The following is a 19,830-nucleotide window of genomic DNA, read 5'->3' as shown; positions in this document are numbered from 1 at the left end:
ACCGGTTTCATGAAGAAGTGCGCACTTCTTGTCTTGTTGTTGGCTGCACATTGCGGGAGCGATTCGAACGACAACGGGGGAACGACGAACTCGTGGACGCTTACCCCACGGACGACGCTCGAGGGATTCTCCGTCACACCGCTGCAGATACGTCCCACCGAGCGTGGGTTTCTCGGCGCCTTCCTGACGCAGGATGCTGCAGGGGAGCCCGTCGAACGCCACGTTCGCCTCGTTGGTGTGGACGGCAACGTGGCCTATGACCATGCCTACCCTTTCGATCTCGTGTCCGGCCGTCTCAGTGAGACGGCCGGCGGCTCCGTCTTTCTGAGCGAAGCGGCGGAGGTCATCGACGATGCCAGCTTCCGGGTGCGCATCCGAAAAATGTCGCTGGCGGATGGTGCCTTGCAGGACTACGCGTTATTCCGCGAGCCCATCTTCGACTTGCCCGAGAACGCACTTCATCTCGGCAAAGATGGGCAGCTTTGGTGCCTTGGCATCAATACGGACCTCGTCCTCACCCTCTTTGGGCTCGGTCCAAACGGGCCCACGACACAGATTCCCATTGCGACGATGAAGGCGTTGGATCTCGGCAGCCAAATAATCGGCCTGCGCGATGGCTTCGCCGTAGTCACCGAGGCCGACGGCGTGGACGCACGCTTTGGGGTGCCTTCATCGAGTGCAAGCGCAGAGCAAATCACCGTGTTGACCTTCGATCACGCCGGCAACTTCATCGAGGCAAAGACGACCGCCTTCGGCGCGCGCACGGCGCTCGGGGCCGTCCGCGTCGACGACACACGCATGGTCATCACCGGATCGCTGAAGCACGCGCTCAACGATCATTCGCTGTTCCTGCAATCGTGGACGATCGGTCCGGATGCGCGGCTGACGCCCGAGGCGGAAAGGACATTCGACGTTGGCAACGATCAGGTCCAGGTGTCGGCCCTCGACGTGGCGCCCGATGGCCGATGGATCGCGGGCGGCGAAGAGGGGCTTCGCCAAGCCGAGACGCATAGCGTCCTTCAGGGAAGCCGCGCATTCGTCGCCACGCTGTCGGCGCCACCTGCGTTCGCGCTCGAAGGGATTGCCACCTTCGGCACGCCGCAATCGCATTAGCGCTCTCGCGCCCGATCCCAACGGGGGCAGCCACGGGTACGCCTTCGTGCATCACGATTTTCCGAAGACGCACGACGCGGACGGCCGCCCCGATCAGGCTTATTCACGCACGGTGCTTTATCAATTGCAGGTCTGGTCGCAATAATCCGCGACCTCGCTCACGCAATAGCTATCCCAGCTCGTGTTGCAGCAATACGAATCATTGTTGCACACCGCGGTAGCGCACGCGCTGCACGACTTGGTGAGCTTTGCCCCCGTGGAGCAAACGTTGTGTGCGCACGTACCGCCCGAGCCCGAATCGGTCCCCGTTCCCGAATCGGTGCCCGTGCCTGCGTCGGTGCCACCGCCGCCGCCGGCGAGCGCCGTGGCGTTCGGGGTCCCCCACCCCGTCGGCCCGTCATAGCCGGCGGTGCCTTTGCAAAGGTAGCTGGGCGAGCAGCTGCCGTTGCTGCCGCTGGTCACATCGTAGAAATTCGCGGTGTGCGTCCATGCGTACGAGCCATTGTCGCCGCCGTGGCCGGTCTTCGCGTAAATCGATGCCACGATGGGTGAGCTTGCGCTGGTGCCTCCGTAGACCGCCCACCCCGAGGCGCCCTGCGTGACGTAAACGGCCACACCGGTGTTCGGATCGGCGACCGCCGAGACGTCGCCCATGGCCTTCTTCGAGCAACCGGTGTCGTTCTGCCATGACGGCTTGGAGATGTATTTGCTGCAGCCGGAGCCGGCCCCGTTCCACACCGACTCGGCCCACCCGCGCGTGCTGGAGGATTTCGTCAGACTGGTGCCTCCGACGCTGATCACGCCCGCGGACGCGGCCGGGTACGACGTCCCATAACCGTCGTCGCCCGTGCTGGCGAAGATACCGACGCCGGGATGAACGAAGTAATCCGTATCGGCCTGCGATTCGGTCGAGTCTTCGGCGCCGCCATAGCTGTTGGACACGACGGTCGCGCCCAGGGAAACGGCGGTGTTCACGGCCTTGCCAAGATCGTCCAGCGACGCCGAATTGGCCTCGACCAGGATGATCTTGCACTCCGGGCAAATGGCGCTGGCCATATCCAGGTCGAGCGCGATTTCACCGGACCACCCGTCGTCGGCCGCGGGAAGCGGCGACGTTTGGCCATTCTGATTCACCTTTTTGAAGCAGCCATTCGCCGTGGTGCACGAGGAAAGGCCGAATTGCGAACGGTACACGCCGAGGTCCGCCTCGGCCTTCGGGTCGTCTTGCGCATCGACGATGGCGATGATCTTCCCCTCGCCGCCGCCGGAAGGCACTTTGTACGCGGCCTGCAGATCGGACGGCCCGAACCCGCTGGGCGTGGCGAACGCCTTGACGTTGCCGCTCGGCTCCGTGCGCACCTTGGCATGGCACGCGGCAAATCCCGGTTTGAGGTTCGTCCGATCACAAACACTCCTACTTGGCTCTTGTTGAATTTGACTCAAAGCTTCTTGGTCAGGGTCGCTCACATGGCTGGAAACGTCATCGCGTGACCCACTGGAGCACGCGAGCGGAATGCACGCTAGCGGTACGAGCGCCGCAAGTGCGGTAACCGAAATGAACGAGACGGCGGTCTTTTTCGAATAAAGAGACATGTCATGACTCCATGCAATATTCGACCGTGCCTCGAGCTCTCTTCGGTAGTGGGCAATACCGGAGAAGCCGAAGTGGCCTGTTGGATTGGCGTTGGACAGAGGGCTAAATTGTGCGCCCATGAAGGTGCACTCGGCACCTCCATGCGCGCTCGACAGGGACTCGGCTACATACGATCACGGCCGTGAACTTTCGACATCGAATCACGAGGCCGCCTAAAATGAGTGAGTTCATGCGGGCCCAAGTGAGGACACAGTTCCCACTATGCCACCCATATCCTTACAACGTTGTTAGAGCCCACAGCTTGTCTTACACGAATGTAACCGCAATCCCATCTTGGTTGGATCGTCATTTGCGACTCCAACTTATCCCTCGCGACTCCTCACGAGCGATACCGCGTTACCTCGCGACTGCATAAATCAACAGCTCAACAGTCTCGCGATGAAGGAGAGAGAGAATTCACAGGAAGACGGGAAGACGGGAAGGCCTGACGACATTCGCGTCAGTCGCGAGTTTTTTTATTTTGATTATACATTCATGTTCCAATCACAAATACAAATAACCTCTCCTACCTTCCCGTCTTCCCGTCTTCCTGTGATCTCAAATCCCCATCGCACATCGCCGCGGCGCGCTTTTTACGACAGTGTGACGAGAGGCTTCCCGACTTGGCGGTCGGGACGCACCAAGTCAGTACCAACTCACCGCGCCAGGTCCGTGTCACCGTCGCTGTCAGTTCGGAGTCGACCGAATCGCTCCAAAGTTGTGTACGGACGAATAGCGACTTGGGCACATTCTCATATCTCGGCGGGACGATATCGAGTAATGAAGGGACACGTCGCCCTTCCATCGGACCGCGAGGAAACGTTCATGAAAATAGCCTCCTTGTCGCGCTTTTCGACCGTCGCCTACACGACAGCACTCATCGTTACAGCTTCTGCGCAGGCAAGCGCTCAGGAACGCGGTCAGGAATCGGGCGCGACTCCGGCACCTTCAACGTCTTCAGCATCGGGCGAACCGAGTGCGTCTCCCCCGGCTTCGAGTGCGCAAGCCGATCCCCCAAATCCAGTGCAAGTCGAAGCGCCGGAGGCGATGTCGCCGCCTCCCGCCCCGCCGCAGCATCATACGCTGCCGGGGCCTGGGCCGGCCGAAAATCCCAAATATTTCCATGCGACGGAAGTTCAATATCTGCACGGCTGGCGGTACAAGGAGCCGTCGTCGGACCCCACCGGCGACCATGTGCAGAAGAACATTTTGACCTTTCAGCACTACAGCGAGTGGGCGCTGGGTCGCAATTTCTTCTTTTTCGACTTGATCAAGTCCGACTCCGCCGACAACGACGCGAACGAGATCTACGGCGAGGCCTACACGTCGCTCAGCGCCAGCAAGATCCTCGGAACCTCCCTATCCGCGGCGATTTTCGACGACATCAACGTCACCATGGGCGTCAACGCGGGAGCCAAAAGCAATGGCGCCGCCCCCTTCATTCTCCTTCCGGGCATAACGACCGATTGGAAAATCCCTGGTTTCACCTTCTTCCACGTCGACGTCCTGGCATACGTCGATCAGGGCCGTTTCGCCGGCCGAAGCAATCAATGCCAGCCGGCGACCTTCCAGATCACGCCAGCGTGGGACGCCCCCTTCGAGCTCGGCCCCGTGCGCATGGATTTTCAGGGCTTCGTCGACATCATCGGCGGGCACGGAGCCTGCGAATACCAAGTTCTCACCCAGCCGCAACTCCGCATCGACGTTGGCAATTTCTTCGGCAAACAAGACCGCATCTTCGTCGGTACCGAAGTTCAATACTGGGTCAACAAGTACGGCATCAAAGACCTGAACGAGTTCAACCCCCAAGCCCTCGTCGTCTGGCGTCTGTAACCGCGGGCGTTTTGTAGCGGCGCAGAAGAAGGAGAAACCGCCAGGACGCCAGGATCGCCAGGGTGAAACGAAGTTTTTTGGTTTGTTTGAAAAACAAAAAAACTACGCCCCAGCGCCGTTTCCGTTGGCCACCCCTGGCGACCCTGGCGTCCTGGCGGTTTCCCTCTTCTGAGGTTATTCCGCAGTTCCCCCGGCGCGGCGGCGAGAGGTCACCACGAGAACGCCGATCATGAGCGCAAAGGGTGCCACGCCGAAAACCTGGGTCGGCACCTGCGGAATGGCGCTCTGCGCGACCGTCGCCACCGATTGCAAGATGCCGAAAAGGTATGCGCCGGCGGCAACTTTGGCGGGGTGCCAGCCGCCGAAGATGACGATGGCCAGCGCAATCCAGCCGTAACCCGCGGTGTGGCGGTGGCTCCAGCCGGCCTTGAAGTCCAGAGAGAAGGCGGCGCCGGCAATGCCCATCAGCGCGCCACCCAGAAGCGTGTAGGCGTAGCGGATACGCGACACGTTCGCGCCTCGGACATAGGCGGAGGTGGGCTTTTCGCCGGTGGCGCGCAGAAGCAGGCCGGCACGCGTTCCATAGAAGTAGATCGTCGAGCCGATGACCAGCAGGTAGCTCGCGTAAACCAGCGCGTCGCCCCGGAACAAGAGTGGGCCAAGCACCGGAATGTCGCGCAGCACCGGAATGGAGAGCTCGGGCACGGTGGGCCCCGGCACGCGCACGAACGGATTGCCCAGCACGGACGACAGATCCGCCCCGAGCAGGGCCAGCACGAACCCAATCGCGATTTGCGATTTTTGCAGAGTGATGCTCCCGAAGGCCACGATGAGGGCCACGGCCACCCCGGTCAGGGCTGCCGCGGCGAAGCCCACGAGAAGGCTGTCCGTCGCGCGCGCCGCGGCGAATCCGGTCATCGCGGAGAGCATGATCGTGCCCTCGGCCGACAGATTGATCACGCCGGCGCGCTCCGAAAACGTCTCACCGACCGACGCGAAGACCAGCGGCGTCGACGTGGCAATGGCGGTGGCCAGAATGGGAACGAAGTCCATCGCGGCTACGCTCCCCGCCCCTGCTCGGCCGGTGCGCGCCCCAGGTCCCGCTTTGGGGACCGTTCCTGCCTAGGAAGAAGCAGCACCACGAGCGCCAGCGCGCCCTGAAGCACACCGGAGAGGGACGATTCGAGGCCCAAGGTGAGCGGCAAACGAAGGCTCCCCACATTGAGCACGCTGAAGAAGATGGCAATCGGCAGAACGAACCGCATGTCGAAGCTGGCGAGCATGACCACCAGAAGCGCCAGGTACCCCAAGTTGCTCGAGATGTTGGGAATCAACCGGTGGAAGACGGCCATCACCTGCAAGGCGCCCGCGAGCCCCGCAAAGAGCCCGCACGCGGCAAACACGATGAGCAACTGCTGCACGGCCGGCACACCGAGCACGCGTGCGGCGCGCAAGTTCTGCCCAACGGCGCGCGTGCGCAAACCGAAGTACGTGCGCTGGATGACCACCGCCGTGAAGAGCGCGGCCAGCAACGCGAGGATCAGGGCCGTGGGGCTCGCGTCGGTGCTACCCACGGTCTCCATCCAGAGCGAGCGATCCATCGGCTCCGTGCCCGCCATCGAGGCCACGCCCGGGCGCTTCCACGGGCCGAAAATCAGGTAAATCGCTGCGCCCTGGGCCATGAAGTTCATTCCCAGGCCGGCGAAGATCTCGTTCACCCGCCCGAACACGTGCAGCGCACCAGTGAGCACGCCCCAGAGCGCCCCGGCCACCATGCCGCCCACGAGCGCGAGCCCGATGACCAGCCATCCAGGCGAGCCCGATGGGAAAAAGTGCGCAACGCCGGTCGCTGCGATGGCGCCGGCCACGAGCTGCCCTTCGACGCCCAGGTTGTAGAGGCCCGCGCGAAAGGTGAAGAGAAGCCCCGATGCACACAGAAGCAGCGGCGAGAGTGTGCTCAACACGCGCGCCGTTTGATCCATGGTCCCGAAGGCGCCATCCCAGAACGACACCGCGACGTCGACGGGCGAGGCGCCCATGACGACGCAGATCAACGCGACGAACGCGAGCGACAGGCCCACGGCCCCCACGCGAAGGAGCCAGGATTTCACGATGCCTCTTCCAGGTGGCCGCCGATCATGCGACCGAGTCGTTCCGCGCTCAGTTCCGTGGCGCGCACCGGCCGCGAGGCGTGCCCGCCGCTAAAGACGATGACGCGATCGCTGTACGTCAGCACCTCGTCCAGATCCGACGACGCAAAGACGATCGCCGTCCCCGTCTTGCAACGCGCGATCAACTGTTGCCACACCCACTGCGTGGACTCGATGTCCAGCCCGCGCGTCGGATGCTCCATCAGGAGCAATTTCAATTGCGCCGGAAGGAGCGCCAGCTGGGTTCTCTGCTGGTTGCCCCCCGAGAGCTGCTCCGCGCGGGTAGTTGCCCGCCCGCGGATGCGGAACGTCTCGATGGCCTGCTCCGCGGCACGGAGGGTCTCCTTGGCGCGAAGGAAAAGGCCCTGCACGGGCGCACGCAACGCCACGTGCTCCTCGATGGTGAAGCCACCGATGAGGCCTTCCCGCGCGCGATCGGCTGGCACGTAGCTCACGCCGGCCCGCAGAAAATCCCGGTACGGCCGCCCCGCAAGCGAGGCATCGCCCACCACGAGACGCGCTCCCCCGGTCACGGGCAGCAGCCCTGCGCACACCTGCAGAAGCAGCGCCTGCCCGCTCCCTTCGAGCCCGGCCAGCCCGACGATTTCCCCTTCGTGCACGGTGAAGTCATCCATCGCCAGCCGCAACCGGCCGCGCGCCACCTGGGCGCGCTCGAGCCGCACGGCCACCTTCTCGCGCGCCGCGCCCGCAGGCTTCTCGGGACGGGCCGCCGCGGAGGAGCCGAACATCATCTCCACCAGCTTATCGGCCGTGATGGGCAGCTCCGCCTCGCCCACCAACTTGCCCTGCCGCAGGATGCTCACGCGATCGCAGAGCGCGAGCACGTCCGGCAACTTGTGCGACACGAGAAGGATGGAGCACCCATCTTTGGCCAGCTGCTTGAGCGCCGCAAAGAGCGCATCCCGCTGTTGATCGGAAATGCCCGTGGTGGGCTCGTCCAAAATGAGCGTGCGCACGCCCAGCGAGAGCAACCCGAGGAGCTCGAGCTGCTGCCGCTCGCCCATCGAAAGGCGCCCCACGCGCTCCTCCGGGTGAATCGTGAACCCGAAGCGCTGGCGCAACTCGAAGAAGCGCTCGCGCACCTCGCGCCGTGGTTTGCCCAGGAACCAAAAGGGCCCGGGCCGCGCGGCGGCGAAGCTCTCGAGCACCGTGAGCTCGGGGAAATCGTGCGGCTCTTGGTGGAGCATGCCCACGCCGGCGGCGAGCGCCCTGGCAGGGTCTCCTCCTTCCATGGGACGGCCGTCGAGCAACACCGAGCCGGCATCGCGGCGAACGAGGCCGCTCAAGATGCCGGCCAAGGTGCTCTTGCCCGCGCCGTTTTCCCCGAGAAGGCCGTGGATCGACCCCGCCTGCAACGTCAACGAAACGTCGTCGTTCGCACGAACGGGGCCGAAGCTCTTGGAGATCTGACGGAGCTCGACGCGCATTCGAAACGAAGAAGGTCCTTACCTACTTGCTGTTGCCGGTGATCCCCTGCAGCAGCTGAGGCATGTACCAAATTTTCTGGACCGTCGCTACTTCGCCGGGCTTCAAGAAGTCCGATCCGTCCTGGTACTTCATCGGACCGACGAAGAAGTTGACGCTCTTGTCGCCCAGACCGCGGATCACCTCGTCGACCGACGCCTTCTTGTCGCCCAGCGCCTTGCCGAACTCGAAGCCGATGGACGACTTCTCGCCGTTCATGTTCGCGTAGTCAGGTTCGGCGAGCACGAATTCGCCCACGTACTTTCCTTCCTTCGCCTTCGAAATCGCATCGAAGTACGAGGGCACCCAGTTGTAGTAGATGACGCCGAGGCAGGCGTCCGGCGCTACGTCGCAACCGGTCTTGTGGTCGTAGTGCACGTAGCGCACCTTCTTGCCCGCCTCGTTGGCCTTCTTGGCTTGGACGGCGGCTTCCGGTGTATCGAGGCCGCTAATCACGACATCGAATCCGCCGTTGTAGTAATCGTCGGCCACCTTGGTGGGATCGAGCGTCTGGCCGGGGATGTTGAACCAGAAACCGATCCACGTGATCTTGAAGGTGAGATCTTTGGCCGGCTTCTTTCGGTACTTCTCCCAGCAATATTTGGCGCCAAGGTATGCTGAGGACGCGATGCGGCGCGTCTCGTCGTTCACGAGCGGGCCGAGGTAGCCGATCTTGCCCGTCTCGCTGGAAAGGGCGGCGGCGCAACCACCGATGGCCTCGGCGGGCTCGATATCGCCCATGATGTTGCCGAGGTTCTTTTGATTCTTGAAATTCTGCCCGTCTTTCCACGCGTAGTCGCCGGAGACGTGCACCACGCCGACGTCCGGATGTTTCTTTGCCGTGTCGAGCGCGTCATCTTTGTAGTCGTCAGAATTGAAGACTATGAACTTGGCGCCATGTGAAATCATATCATCGGCGACTTGCGAGCCCTTGACGTTCGGACGGTCGGCCGGATTTACCTTGTCGACGTACTCGAACTTCGTATTCGGAATCTTGGCGAGCGCAGTCTTGAGTCCGTCATAATGGGCTTGGTTCCACCCATGGTCGTTCCAGGGCCCGATGAGCACCATCCCCACGACGAACGGGGAATCTGGGGATTTTGCGCCAGGTGTGGCGGCCGATGCTGCTGCGGTCGCTTTCTGCGACTCGGAGTTGCCCTTGCAGCCGCTCCCGATCACGCCGGCGGCCAATACGGCGGAACATCCGATGATACCCCACTTGTTCGATTTCATAATCGCCTCTTCAAGTTCTTCCTGCTCTTCGCCTTCTTCCGTATTGCAGCCGTCCGACGTTTTGCCGTGGATGGTGCCCGGAAGCTCAGGAGCCGTCAATCGACTCCATGAATCGATCAATTGCCTCGTTCCGTGATGTTTGTCGGCCTTCGTGCACGCGGGTTGCTTGCAATCTGCAGGCAATTTTTGTGTCGCTCGTTGTCAAATGAACGCACTTTTCTGGTCTCACACGATGCTGCCCCTTCGCGTAGGTAGGACAGCGTCCGACGTATTTGACGCGTTGTCGTAAAAACCTACGTCCAACTTCCCCGTGCAGCGCTTTCGCCATGGCTTTTGGAAGCAAATCCGACGAACATAGGACGGGGATGGGAGCGGAGCAGAACGAAACTTTTCAGGCTCTTCCGGCAATGGTCGGGAAGTATCGCCTCGTCGCGGAACTCGGCACGGGTGGGATGGCCCATGTTTTCCTCGCGGTCATGCGCGGACCTCATGGGTTCAACAAGTTGGTCGTTCTGAAGGTGCCGCGTGATTCCGTGGCGTCCGATCCCAACCTGCTCGCCATGTTTCACGAGGAAGCGCGCCTCGCGGCGCGCCTCAATCACACGAACGTGGTGCAGACCTACGAGGTCATTCACGAAGAAGGCCGTGACATCACGGTGATGGAATACCTCGATGGCCAGCCGCTGCACAAAGTGCTGGCCCGCGCCCGCAAGATCGGAAAGCCCCTGCCGCTCGGCATGCATCTGCGCCTCATTTGCGATGCGCTCACCGGTCTCCATTACGTGCACGAGGCGAAGGACTTCGACGGCACACCGCTCGAATTGGTCCACCGCGACGTGTCGCCGCCCAACCTCTTCGTCACCTTCGATGGCAGCGTGAAGGTGCTCGATTTTGGGATCGCCAAAGCCGTCACCTCGGTGCACGAAACGCAGATTGGCACCTTCAAGGGCCGCATCCGGTACATGCCGCCCGAGCAGTTGATGGGCGGCAAGATCGACCGGCGGGCCGATATTTTCGCGCTGGGCGCCATCCTGTGGGACGCCGCGGTGGGCGAAAGCATGTGGAAGGGCCGCACGGACGTGGAGGTCATCAGCGCCGTCGTGGGGGATGAAGTCCCCACGCCGAAGAGCATCCACTCCGACGTACCCGACGAGCTCGACACCATCGTGCGCAAGGCCATGTCGCACGAGCCTCAAAAGCGTCATGCCACGTGCCTGGAACTGCAGGCCGAAATCGAAGCGTTTTTGGCGAAGCTGCCCGACAAGCACAGCTCGCGCGATCTCGCGACGCACATGTCCGAATTGTTCGCGCAGATTCGCGCCGAGCGGCAGCGCATCATCGAAAGCCAACTCGCCAAACTGAGCTCGTTGCCCACGGGCGAATATGCGCCGCTGGCGCAAATGGATCTCCCGCGGTCGTCGCTCGCCTCCCTCACGGGCTCGTCGCGCATTCCGTCGGGTTCGACCACGCCATCGGGCCCGCGCTCGCTCGAGGCCATCACCGAGGGCTCGCTGCCCTCGACGAGGCGGCTCTCACTCGATACGGCGATATCGGCCGCGCAACCGACGAAGCGTTCGAACGCGTCCATGATGCTCCTCGGCCTCGGCGCGATCGCCGTGGTGGGTGCGGCGGTGTTCGTGGGCCGATCGTACAAGGGCGGAACGGACGCCCCGGCCCCGGTGGCAGCACCGTCGGCCCTCGGGGCTGGGGCGGTCAACGCGCAAGCGTCGTCCGTGACGAGTCCCGCCGCCGCGGGAGGCAGTGCCGCGACGCCTGCGACGGAGATCGTGACGGTGCTGCGTGCGGAGCCGAGCGATGCGCGGCTCTTTTTGGACGACACGCCGCTGGCGAGCAATCCGTCGATTCAACGCGGTCCGAGGGACACGTCGACGCACACGGTTCGCGCAGAGGCCAAAGGCTACGCGAGCAAGTCGACGACGGTGGTCATGCACACCGATAGCGACGTGGTCTTGCGATTGGAAAAAGAGACTCCGACGTATCAGCCGCGCTCCTACGCTCGTCCAGCACGCGCGCAAAAGGAGCCCGCCGTCAGTGCGGCACCCACACTACCGCCGCAGCCCCCCTCCGCCACGGCGAGCGCGCCGCCGCCTGCGGAAAACAAGACGAACAAGAAGCAAGCTCGCCCAATCGATACGGACAATCCCTGGTCGAAATGAAAATACGTTCCGCGCATTCGCGCGGTGATGTATGCCTCGACCAAAGAAGAAGACCGATGGAGACGCTGTCCATGACGAGATTCATTCGATCCTCGAATTCGTACCGGTCGCTCGGCATTCGTTCCGCAGTCCTTGCGAGCGCCCTTCTCGTTTCCGGTGCCGCGTTCGCACAAGTTCCTGGGATGTCGGGACCTGTACCCCCGGCCAATCCCGCCAATGCCGACGAAGCGCAAATGCGTTTCAAGCGCGGTTTGGAGCTCTATGACGAGCAAGACTTCCAAAATGCGCTCATCGAATTCCGGCGCGCGTACGAACTGCAACCCACGTACAAGATTCTCTACAATTTGGGCCAAGTCTGTTTTCAATTGACCGAATATGCGTGTGCACTCCGCAATTTCGAGAAATATTTGAAAGAAGGCGGCCCCAACGTGGCGAGCGACCGCCGCACGGAAGTCGAGCGCGACATTGCCAAGTTGCAAACGCGTATCGGCCGTATCGAAATCGTCACCAGCGTACCGGGTGTCGATATTACGATTGACGATACGTACATCGGAAAGACGCCGCTCGACGCCTCGGTGCCCGTGGGTGCAGGCCGGCGCAAGATCACCGCGACGAAAGAGGGCCGCGCCCCGCTGACCCGCATCGTGGAGGTCGCGGGGACGGAGTCGACGCGGGTCACGCTGGACATGGTGAGCAACGTGACGACGGTCACCGCGCCGGAGACGCCGTCGAAGTGGACGACCTGGTCCACGGTGGGCGTGATTGCCGCCGGCGGCCTCGCCGCGGTGGCCGCGACGACCGGTGTTCTCGCCTTGAAGGCCTCGAGCGACTTGAAGGACAGCCGATTCGCCGGCAACACGCCGGACAGCTCCACGGAGAGCCAGCAGTCCAAGGTGAAGACGTTGTCGGTCGTCACCGACGTCTTCATCGGCGCCGCCGTCGCGACCCTCGGCACGACGCTCATCTGGACCTTCACGCGCGATCCCAAGCCGGAAGAGGCCGAGAAGAAGCCCGAGGAGAAGAAGAAGGAAGAAGCGCGCGGGCTGCAGAAGCTACAGGTGAACGTCGGCATCGGCCCCGGCAGCGTGACGTTCGGCGGACGCTTCTAAGAGCCTATCCCACGAGGGGATTCGAACCACCAAGACGCCAAGAACGCCAAGAGTTGGGAATTCGTGAAGGAGATGCTCCTCACCCACCCCATCTATCTTGGCGGCCTTGGCGTCTTGGCGGTTGAATCTCTGCCTTCGACTTGAGCTCAATGCGGTTCACGTAAAGCGCGGCACGTTTCATCCAAAGGATGCACCGATAGCCCGTCACACGCGAGTTGCCCGGTCCGCTATCGGAGGCATCGGCACATCGCTCATCGGGCCAGATAATCGGGTATGTCCGATTCGACTCGTGACCCTGCTCGCGGCCATGATCGGGGTGATCATGATCCCATCGATCGCTTTATTTGCCGGGTTTTCCATTTCCAATTTGAATGGGCACCTACCGACTGATATCGTGGTTCGTAAACTCTAAAGTGAGGTAGGCCAATGAAAAGGTCCCTGCTTGGAATTTCGACTATCGTTGCCTCTGCATGGTTGGCAGGGTGCCAGGGGGGTGATGGATCCGTCTCGTCACGAGACACAGGCGTCGACTCTCCGGAGGAGAGCACGCACCAGACTTCCGATGGCATCACCACGGCTGCGCGTGGGCCCAATATTTCCGTCGTTTTCCACCCGGTGGACAACACCGCGGCCAACGATGGCTCTTTCTTTTCGGCAGAGCTCACCATCGTCAACGACAGCGCCGTCCGGCTCGGCGCCGACGGATGGCAGATCTACTTCAACTTCGTGCGCCGCATCCTCAATGAGGGTGAGGGCAACCCGATCAAACAGCAATTGGCGGCCCAAGGTGTCAAATTCAGCAAAGCCGACACCGCCAAGAGCGGCGACTACTGGGTATTGGAGCCATTGGCCAATTTCGTCCCCATCGAGCCGGGTGGAAAACGCGTCATCAAGCTGCTCGCGGAAAACTGGGCCATCCTGAAGACGGACGCCCCGGCCGCATTCCATATCGTCCTCCCGCCGAGCAAGGAAGCCTGGGCGATCAAATCGTCCGTCGAGATGGATGCGTCGGATCCGAAGCAAACGAAGCGCTTCCCCGGCGACGTGGTCCCCGCGCAGACGCCGCAGCTGCGCTACGACGAGAACCGCCCGCTGGACAAGGTGCAGCTCAGCGTGGCCACTACCCTTTTGCCGACGCCGCAATCGGTCACCCAGGGCACGGGCCAATACCGGCTCGGGGGGCCGCGCGTCGCCATCGAATACCAGCGCGGCCTTGCCAAGGAGGCGGCCTACCTCAAAGCTGCCTTGGGCGACGTCCTCGCGAGCTCGGTCGACGCGAGCGAGCGCAGTCAGTGCGGCTCGGAGATCCGGCTCGTCATCGACCCGAATGCGCACACGGGCTCGGAGAGCTACACCCTGGAGGTCGACCCGCAAAAGGGCATCGAAATCCGCGGCGTGGATGCAGCGGGCGTCTTCTACGGCATCCAAACCCTGCGGCAGCTCATTCCCACCGAGGCTTATCGTGCGGCAGCAAGCGCCGGTCCGCGCAAGCTGTCCGTGCAAATTCCCCAGGTCACCGTGGCGGACGGGCCGCTCTTCGGCTACCGCGGAATGGCGCTCGACGTGGGGCGGCACTTCCAATCCAAGGCGACCGTCAAAAAGCTTCTCGATTTGCTCGCCTTCCACAAGATCAACAAGTTCCACTTCCATTTGACCGACGACGAGGGCTGGCGCCTCGAGATACCGGGCATTCCCGAGTTGACGTCGTACGGCTCGCGCCGCGGTTTCGATGTGGGCGAGAGCAAGCAGCTCCACGTCGGCATGGGCGCAGGAAGCGATCTCGCTTCCGGCGACGGGATCCGCGGAAAGGCGCGCTCGGAAGCGGAGGCCAACGGCGGAACCCAACCCGTCTACCAAGGCTACGAGCCCGCCGTGCTCAACTTCGTGGGCAAAGGCAGCGGCTATTACACGACCAAGGACTTCGAAGAGATCCTGGCCTACGCCACCGAACGCCACATCGACGTCATTCCCGAAATCGACGTGCCCGGCCACGCGCGCGCAGCCGTCAAGTCGATGGAGTATCGGTACAAGAAGTATGCGGCCAGCGATCCGGCGAAGGCCAAGCAGTATCGGCTCGTCGATCCCGACGACACGTCGAAGCACACGAGCGTGCAGGGCTATACGGACAACTTCGTCAATCCGTGCTTGCCCTCGAGCTATGCCTTCCTCACCAAGGTCGTGCAGGAGGTCAAGGCCCGCTTCGACGCCGTTCCGGGCGCCAAACTCACCTTGATCCACGGAGGCGGCGACGAGCTGCCGAGCCTCTCGGGCAACGTGTGGTGGAAAGACTCGCCGCTGTGCAAGACCAATCCCGAGACGAAGGATTTGGGCGACGAGGCCCTCAAGGATTACTTCTTCAAGAAGTGGCAGCCGATCATCGCCAAGACTGGCGCGCGCATGACCGGATGGGATGACATCATCCACAACGGTCTGCAGCTCGACGGCTTCGTTCCCATGCCGTGGAGCAACGTGTGGGGCTGGGGGCGCGAGGACGACGCGTACAAATACGCCAACGAAGGGCGCTCGGTCATCCTCTCCCACGCGACGAATTTGTACATGGACCTGGCCTACAACAAGGACCCGGACGAGCCGGGTTACTATTGGGCCAACTTCGTCGACGAGAGCAAGACGTTCAATTACCTGCCCTTCGACGTATTTGCCATTGCCTCCCACGATCGCATGGGCAACGCCATCGATCCGGCCACGTGGACCTCGAAGATCCATTTGACCGAGGCTGGAAAGGCCAACATTCTCGGCATGCATGGGCTCCTCTGGGGTGAAAACCAAAAGAGCCCCGAACTGCTCGAGTACTTCGCCTTCCCGAAGATCCTCGGTGTGGCCGAGCGCGCGTGGAATCGCAACACGCCGTCGGCGGCCGATCTGCCGGCTGCGTGGAAGCAATTCGTCAATACGCTCGGCCAAGCGGAGCTTCCCCGTTTGGACTTCTATCGGCCTGTGGATACGCGCCACGAGCTTTCGCGGGCCGTAGGCGTGAATTACCGCATTCCCCTGCCGGGCGCGAAGATCGAAAACGGGCAGTTGCTCGCCAACGTGCGCTACCCGGGATTGGCCATCGAGTACTCGACCAATGGCGGCAAGACGTTCAGCACGTACCAAGGCCCCACCCCGGTCTCGGGCTCCGTGGTCGTTCGCTCGAAGACACCGGGCGGACACGTGAGCCGCGTGGCCACGATCAACTAGCCTCAAAAGCCGATTGGTTGTGGCGAGTTCGCGAATCGTTTGCAGTCGAGCAGCGGCAGCGGGACAAGCCCGGCGAGGCCGGCGCGCTCGTCCGTCAGCAGGCAGGATCGCCAGGCGGAATGGCGATCCTGTCCTTTCTGAACCACACATCGCTCCGGTCCCGCCGGTTCATTCTCGCTGCCGCGCTTCCAGCACCAAGTAGTTCCAAGCCTGGCACATTCAATCGACCTTCACGTTACCGACGTAAACCGACGAGGGGCGAATCAATCGCCCCTTGTCGCGTTGTTCGGCAATGTGGGCACACCAGCCGGCGACCCGCCCCACGGCGAAGGTGGGGGTGAAGGACTCGCGCGGCAGGCCAATGGCATCAAGCAGCACGGCCGTATAAAACTCGACATTGGCCTCGAGCTTGCGATCCGGATACTTCGCCGCAAGGGCGCTCTTGGCCACGCGCTCTACAGCCCGCGCGAGGGCGAGCCGCTCGGTGCGAAGCCCTGCGTCGATGAGCGCGAGGGTCGCTTTTTCGAGCACCTGCGCGCGCGGATCGCGCACGCGGTAAATGCGATGGCCCATGCCCATGATGCGGCGGCCCGCTGCGAGCTCGGAGGCGATGAACGATTCGGCGCGCGAAGGGTCGCCGATGGCATCGAGCATGTCGAGAACCGGCCCCGGCGCGCCGCCGTGCAGCGGCCCTTTGAGCGCACCGATGGAGCCCACCACCGACGAGACGATGTCCGAGTTCGTGGAGGCCACCACGCGCGCGGTGAAGGTGGACGCGTTCATGCCGTGATCGGAGACGGTCACCAGGTACGTCGACATCCCCCGGACCGCGGCGGCGCTGGGCGCAGATCCCGTGATCATGCGCAAGTAGTCTTCGGCGTGGCCGAGGCTCGGATCCGGAGCCACCGGCGCTTTGCCGGCACGAATGCGCGCCCACGCGGCCGCGTACACCGCGACCGCCGCCGTCACACGCGCCGGCGCATCGTCGGCCGCGTCACCGAGGCGAAGATGGCTCACGGCCGCGCGCAGCGCATCCATGCCATCCGATGCGGAGAGCGCATCGCCCAGGGCGCCGAGCCGGTTCCATGCCTCGATGCGCCCCGCGCCGAGCCGTTTCTGGATGTCCACGCTGGAGCGCGGACGGCCATCGGCCGCAGCCCACAGGAGGGCGCACGCGTCCTCGAACGAGGCCGTCTCCGCCCATCGCTCGACGTCGCGCCCCGCGATGATCAACCTTCCTGCGGCCCCGTCGACGTCACTCAAGGCCGTCGAGATCGTGTCATTTGCCGTTTCGCCTGCCCCGGTTGTCCCATTTGCCATGACTTTTGCTCCTCTCGAGGATTTATTTGGGCCGGTGCGTCATGTTGATCAACGTTGATTCGACAATCCATACGACCCAGTTCGTCTCGTCGCCGGAAGCGTGTGCCATGCTCGGGATACGCCGGGAGACGCTCTACGCGTACGCCAGCCGCGGATTGGTTCGCAGCTATCCCTCCGCCGGCAAAGGCCGCGGGCGCATGTACCTTCGAGACGACATTCTTCGTTTGAAGGCACGGCACGACGCACGCTCCGGGCATGGTCCCGTCGCCGCCGGCGCCCTGCGCTGGGGCGAGCCCGTGCTCGACTCGAGCATCACCGAGATGACCGTCGACGGCCCCCGCTACCGCGGCATGCTTGCCACGGACCTGGTGGCACGCGGCGCGAGCTTCGAGCAAGTCGCCGAGTTGCTCTGGAGCGGGGGCGGAGTGCTGCCACCGACGTCACCGCACTGGCCCACCGCCGCGATTCCCGAGGCCGAGTTGGCCCCCCTCGCCGCGCGGACGCGACGCCCCCTTGCGCGCATGCCCCTTCTCCTCGCGGCCTGGCAAGCGCATTCGAGCTTCGGCCGATCGCGGCGCGGCGCGAGCCCGCCGTCGGCCGAGGCCACGCGACGCCTCGCCCGCAGCCTCATCGCCGCGCTGCCCTGGATCGTAAACCCCGCGCGATGGCCCGACGCCGCGCCCCGTACCGCGCGCGTGGCCGAACGCATCTGCCTTCTCTTGAATCGCTCCGCGCAGCCTGCGCGCGTGCGGCTCATCGACGCGGCACTCGTTCTTTGCGCGGACCACGAGCTCACGGTCTCCTCGTTTGCCGCGCGGGTCGTCGCATCGTCGGGCGCCGATTTGTACGCGGTGCTCTTGGCCGCGGCGAGCGCCTTCTCCGGACCGCTCCACGGCACGGCCAGCGAGGCCGTCGAAGCGCTGGTCGAGGATATTCCGCAGCCGCACCGTGCCAAGCGCATGGCCGCGGGCTACGCCATGCGCGGAGAGGCTATTCCGGGTTTCGGCCATCACTTGTACCGACAAGGAGATCCACGCGGCCGCGTCTTGCTCGACTTGTCCACCGAGGCCGCGGGGGACAAGCGCGAGCTTCGCATCCTGAACGCCCTCGTGGAAGCGGCCGAGCCCCTGGGCCAGCACCCGTCGGTCGACGTGGCCCTCGTCGCCGCGGCGTATGCCCTGGGCGCGCCCAAAGGCACAGCAAGCACTCTCTTTGCGTTGGGCCGTGCGGCCGGTTTGGTCGCTCACGCCCTCGAACAGCGTGAAAGCGGAGTTCTCATCCGCCCGCGGGCACGTTACATATCTCCGGGATAAGCGATTTGGCAGTTGCTCATTTCGATTCCAACGATAGCCTCGTAGCGTATGCGTGTGCCGGCCGCCCTACGGGGAGTGCGAAGGCGAAGAATTCGACACAACGTCCTCGTGGTTGCCGTGCCTTGGTTGGTGGTGCAGATCACGGGGTGCAGCTTCCTCGCGGATCTCGAGTTGCCCGAGGGCGGCGATTCGCCCGGCGGCGGCGATGGTGCGGGCCCCCCGGTCAAGGACGAGCCTCCGCCGGACGGCGGCGGCCCTTCGTTCGATGCGTCCGACCCGGATGTCCGCGAGACGGGCACGGTGAGCGATGCCTCGACGGACCGCAACGACGCCAAGGTACCACCACCACCCCCCAAGTATGCCAATGAGGTGATGGCCGACCAACCCAGCGCCTATTGGCGATTGGGCGATGGCTCCGGGACGAGCGCCAAGGACTCGGCGGGCTCCCACCCCGGCACCTACCAACAAGGCTTTACCCTCGGCGGCAACGGCGTCGTCTCCAACGACACCGCCGTGCGGTTCGATGGTCAATCCGGCCGTATCCGCCTCGGTGATATTTTCGATTTCAGCAACAATGTATCCTGCACGCTCGAAGCATGGGTCCAGTGGTCGGGCGGCGGCACGGGCAACATATTCTCCAAGCGCGCGAGCGACCGTGGCGGAACCGGTTATGCGTTGTTCGTCTCCGGCGTCGACGGGGGGCGGTTTCGATGGACGTACCTCCGTCAGAATGGCGACCGTGGAACCTCGGTGACCTTCGACACCGCGGCCAAGACGGCTTTCGTGCACGTGGTCGCCACCTACGACGGCAACATCGGCCGACTGTACCTCGACGGCGCCGAGGTACAGACTTCGGAGTTCCGCGATAGCCTCGTGGGCGGGCAATCCGAGCTTTACCTCGGCAACAACGCCTCTGGTGACGGCGGCTTCTCGGGCATGCTCGACGAACTCGCCATCTACGAGCACGTCGTCTCGGCCAATCGCATCCAAGCGCACTACAAGGCCGCCGATTCGAAATGAAGGAGCCGTTCGAGCCATCCCTTCTTCTTCGATGGAAAATTGCGACCAATAGCGATTAGTTTTTCTAATATACGGAGGATATACCTGCGTGCGATGGCTTCCTCGCGCCACTCGACAAGTGCAGCTCTCGAGCTATCCTCGAGTCAGAATGCGGGTGATGCCTTCCATCCGTCGAAGATGGCGCCTTCGAGACGTCGTCGTCGCGGGACCATGGCTCGCAGCGCTGGCTAGCGGTTGTAGCTT

At 63.3% G+C, this 19,830-nt stretch carries 13 protein-coding genes; 7 read left to right on the top strand and 6 right to left on the bottom strand.

Annotated features, from left to right (window positions below; all coding sequences use genetic code 11):
• Positions 1-36: 36 nt before the first annotated feature.
• The gene (locus tag LVJ94_11775) at positions 37-1,113 is read left to right on the top strand and encodes a hypothetical protein (protein ID WXB07909.1); all 1,077 of its coding nucleotides are present in this window, start codon (positions 37-39) and stop codon (positions 1,111-1,113) included.
• A 120-nt stretch (positions 1,114-1,233) separates the two neighbouring features.
• Here the strand turns inward: LVJ94_11775 and LVJ94_11770 are convergent, their stop codons facing one another.
• Positions 1,234-2,706, bottom strand: coding sequence for a S53 family peptidase (locus LVJ94_11770; protein WXB07908.1), 1,473 nt, complete (start codon positions 2,704-2,706; stop codon positions 1,234-1,236).
• Between the two features lie 1,063 nt (positions 2,707-3,769).
• Here LVJ94_11770 and LVJ94_11765 point away from each other — a divergent pair.
• The gene (locus tag LVJ94_11765; GenBank protein WXB07907.1) at positions 3,770-4,579 is read left to right on the top strand and encodes a hypothetical protein; all 810 of its coding nucleotides are present in this window, start codon (positions 3,770-3,772) and stop codon (positions 4,577-4,579) included.
• Between the two features lie 174 nt (positions 4,580-4,753).
• Here the strand turns inward: LVJ94_11765 and LVJ94_11760 are convergent, their stop codons facing one another.
• The 4 genes from LVJ94_11760 to LVJ94_11745 are packed head-to-tail and all read right to left on the bottom strand — an operon-like array spanning position 4,754 to position 9,447.
• Complete coding sequence (locus tag LVJ94_11760) at positions 4,754-5,632, bottom strand: ABC transporter permease (GenBank protein WXB07906.1); 879 nt, start codon at positions 5,630-5,632, stop codon at positions 4,754-4,756.
• A 5-nt stretch (positions 5,633-5,637) separates the two neighbouring features.
• Positions 5,638-6,690 carry an ABC transporter permease gene (locus LVJ94_11755; GenBank protein WXB07905.1) on the bottom strand — a complete coding sequence of 351 codons (1,053 nt, stop codon included), beginning with the start codon at positions 6,688-6,690 and terminating at the stop codon, positions 5,638-5,640.
• The gene (locus LVJ94_11750; GenBank protein WXB07904.1) at positions 6,687-8,177 is read right to left on the bottom strand and encodes an ATP-binding cassette domain-containing protein; all 1,491 of its coding nucleotides are present in this window, start codon (positions 8,175-8,177) and stop codon (positions 6,687-6,689) included. The genes LVJ94_11755 and LVJ94_11750 overlap by 4 nt, the downstream gene beginning before the upstream one ends.
• Before the next feature lie 22 nt (positions 8,178-8,199).
• Entirely contained in the window at positions 8,200-9,447 is a 1,248-nt protein-coding gene (locus LVJ94_11745) for a BMP family ABC transporter substrate-binding protein (protein WXB07903.1), read from the bottom strand.
• A gap of 407 nt (positions 9,448-9,854) precedes the next feature.
• Here LVJ94_11745 and LVJ94_11740 point away from each other — a divergent pair, with 407 nt between their 5' ends.
• The 3 genes from LVJ94_11740 (at position 9,855) to LVJ94_11730 (ending at position 15,934) form a co-directional block, all read left to right on the top strand.
• Positions 9,855-11,624 carry a serine/threonine protein kinase gene (locus tag LVJ94_11740; GenBank protein ID WXB07902.1) on the top strand — a complete coding sequence of 590 codons (1,770 nt, stop codon included), beginning with the start codon at positions 9,855-9,857 and terminating at the stop codon, positions 11,622-11,624.
• A gap of 182 nt (positions 11,625-11,806) precedes the next feature.
• Positions 11,807-12,733: a PEGA domain-containing protein gene (locus LVJ94_11735; GenBank protein ID WXB07901.1), complete on the top strand. Its 927-nt coding sequence runs from the start codon at positions 11,807-11,809 to the stop codon at positions 12,731-12,733.
• A gap of 615 nt (positions 12,734-13,348) precedes the next feature.
• Positions 13,349-15,934, top strand: coding sequence for a carbohydate-binding domain-containing protein (locus LVJ94_11730; GenBank protein WXB07900.1), 2,586 nt, complete (start codon positions 13,349-13,351; stop codon positions 15,932-15,934).
• Between the two features lie 219 nt (positions 15,935-16,153).
• On the opposite strand, the gene LVJ94_11725 is transcribed toward LVJ94_11730, so the two are convergent.
• Positions 16,154-17,254: a citrate synthase gene (locus LVJ94_11725; protein WXB07899.1), complete on the bottom strand. Its 1,101-nt coding sequence runs from the start codon at positions 17,252-17,254 to the stop codon at positions 16,154-16,156.
• Between the two features lie 41 nt (positions 17,255-17,295).
• Between LVJ94_11725 and LVJ94_11720 the strand changes: the two genes are divergently transcribed.
• The gene (locus tag LVJ94_11720; protein WXB07898.1) at positions 17,296-18,567 is read left to right on the top strand and encodes a citrate synthase family protein; all 1,272 of its coding nucleotides are present in this window, start codon (positions 17,296-17,298) and stop codon (positions 18,565-18,567) included.
• A gap of 108 nt (positions 18,568-18,675) precedes the next feature.
• Positions 18,676-19,587, top strand: a complete 912-nt coding sequence (locus LVJ94_11715; GenBank protein WXB07897.1) for a LamG domain-containing protein — start codon at positions 18,676-18,678, stop codon at positions 19,585-19,587.
• Positions 19,588-19,830 lie beyond the last annotated feature (243 nt).

The sequence above is a fragment of the Sorangiineae bacterium MSr11367 genome (assembly GCA_037157805.1).
Classification (GTDB): domain Bacteria; phylum Myxococcota_A; class Polyangia; order Polyangiales; family Polyangiaceae; genus Pendulispora; species Pendulispora rubella.
The sequence above is the reverse complement of the archived record's forward strand: the minus strand, read 5'-3'. Positions and strand labels throughout refer to the sequence as shown.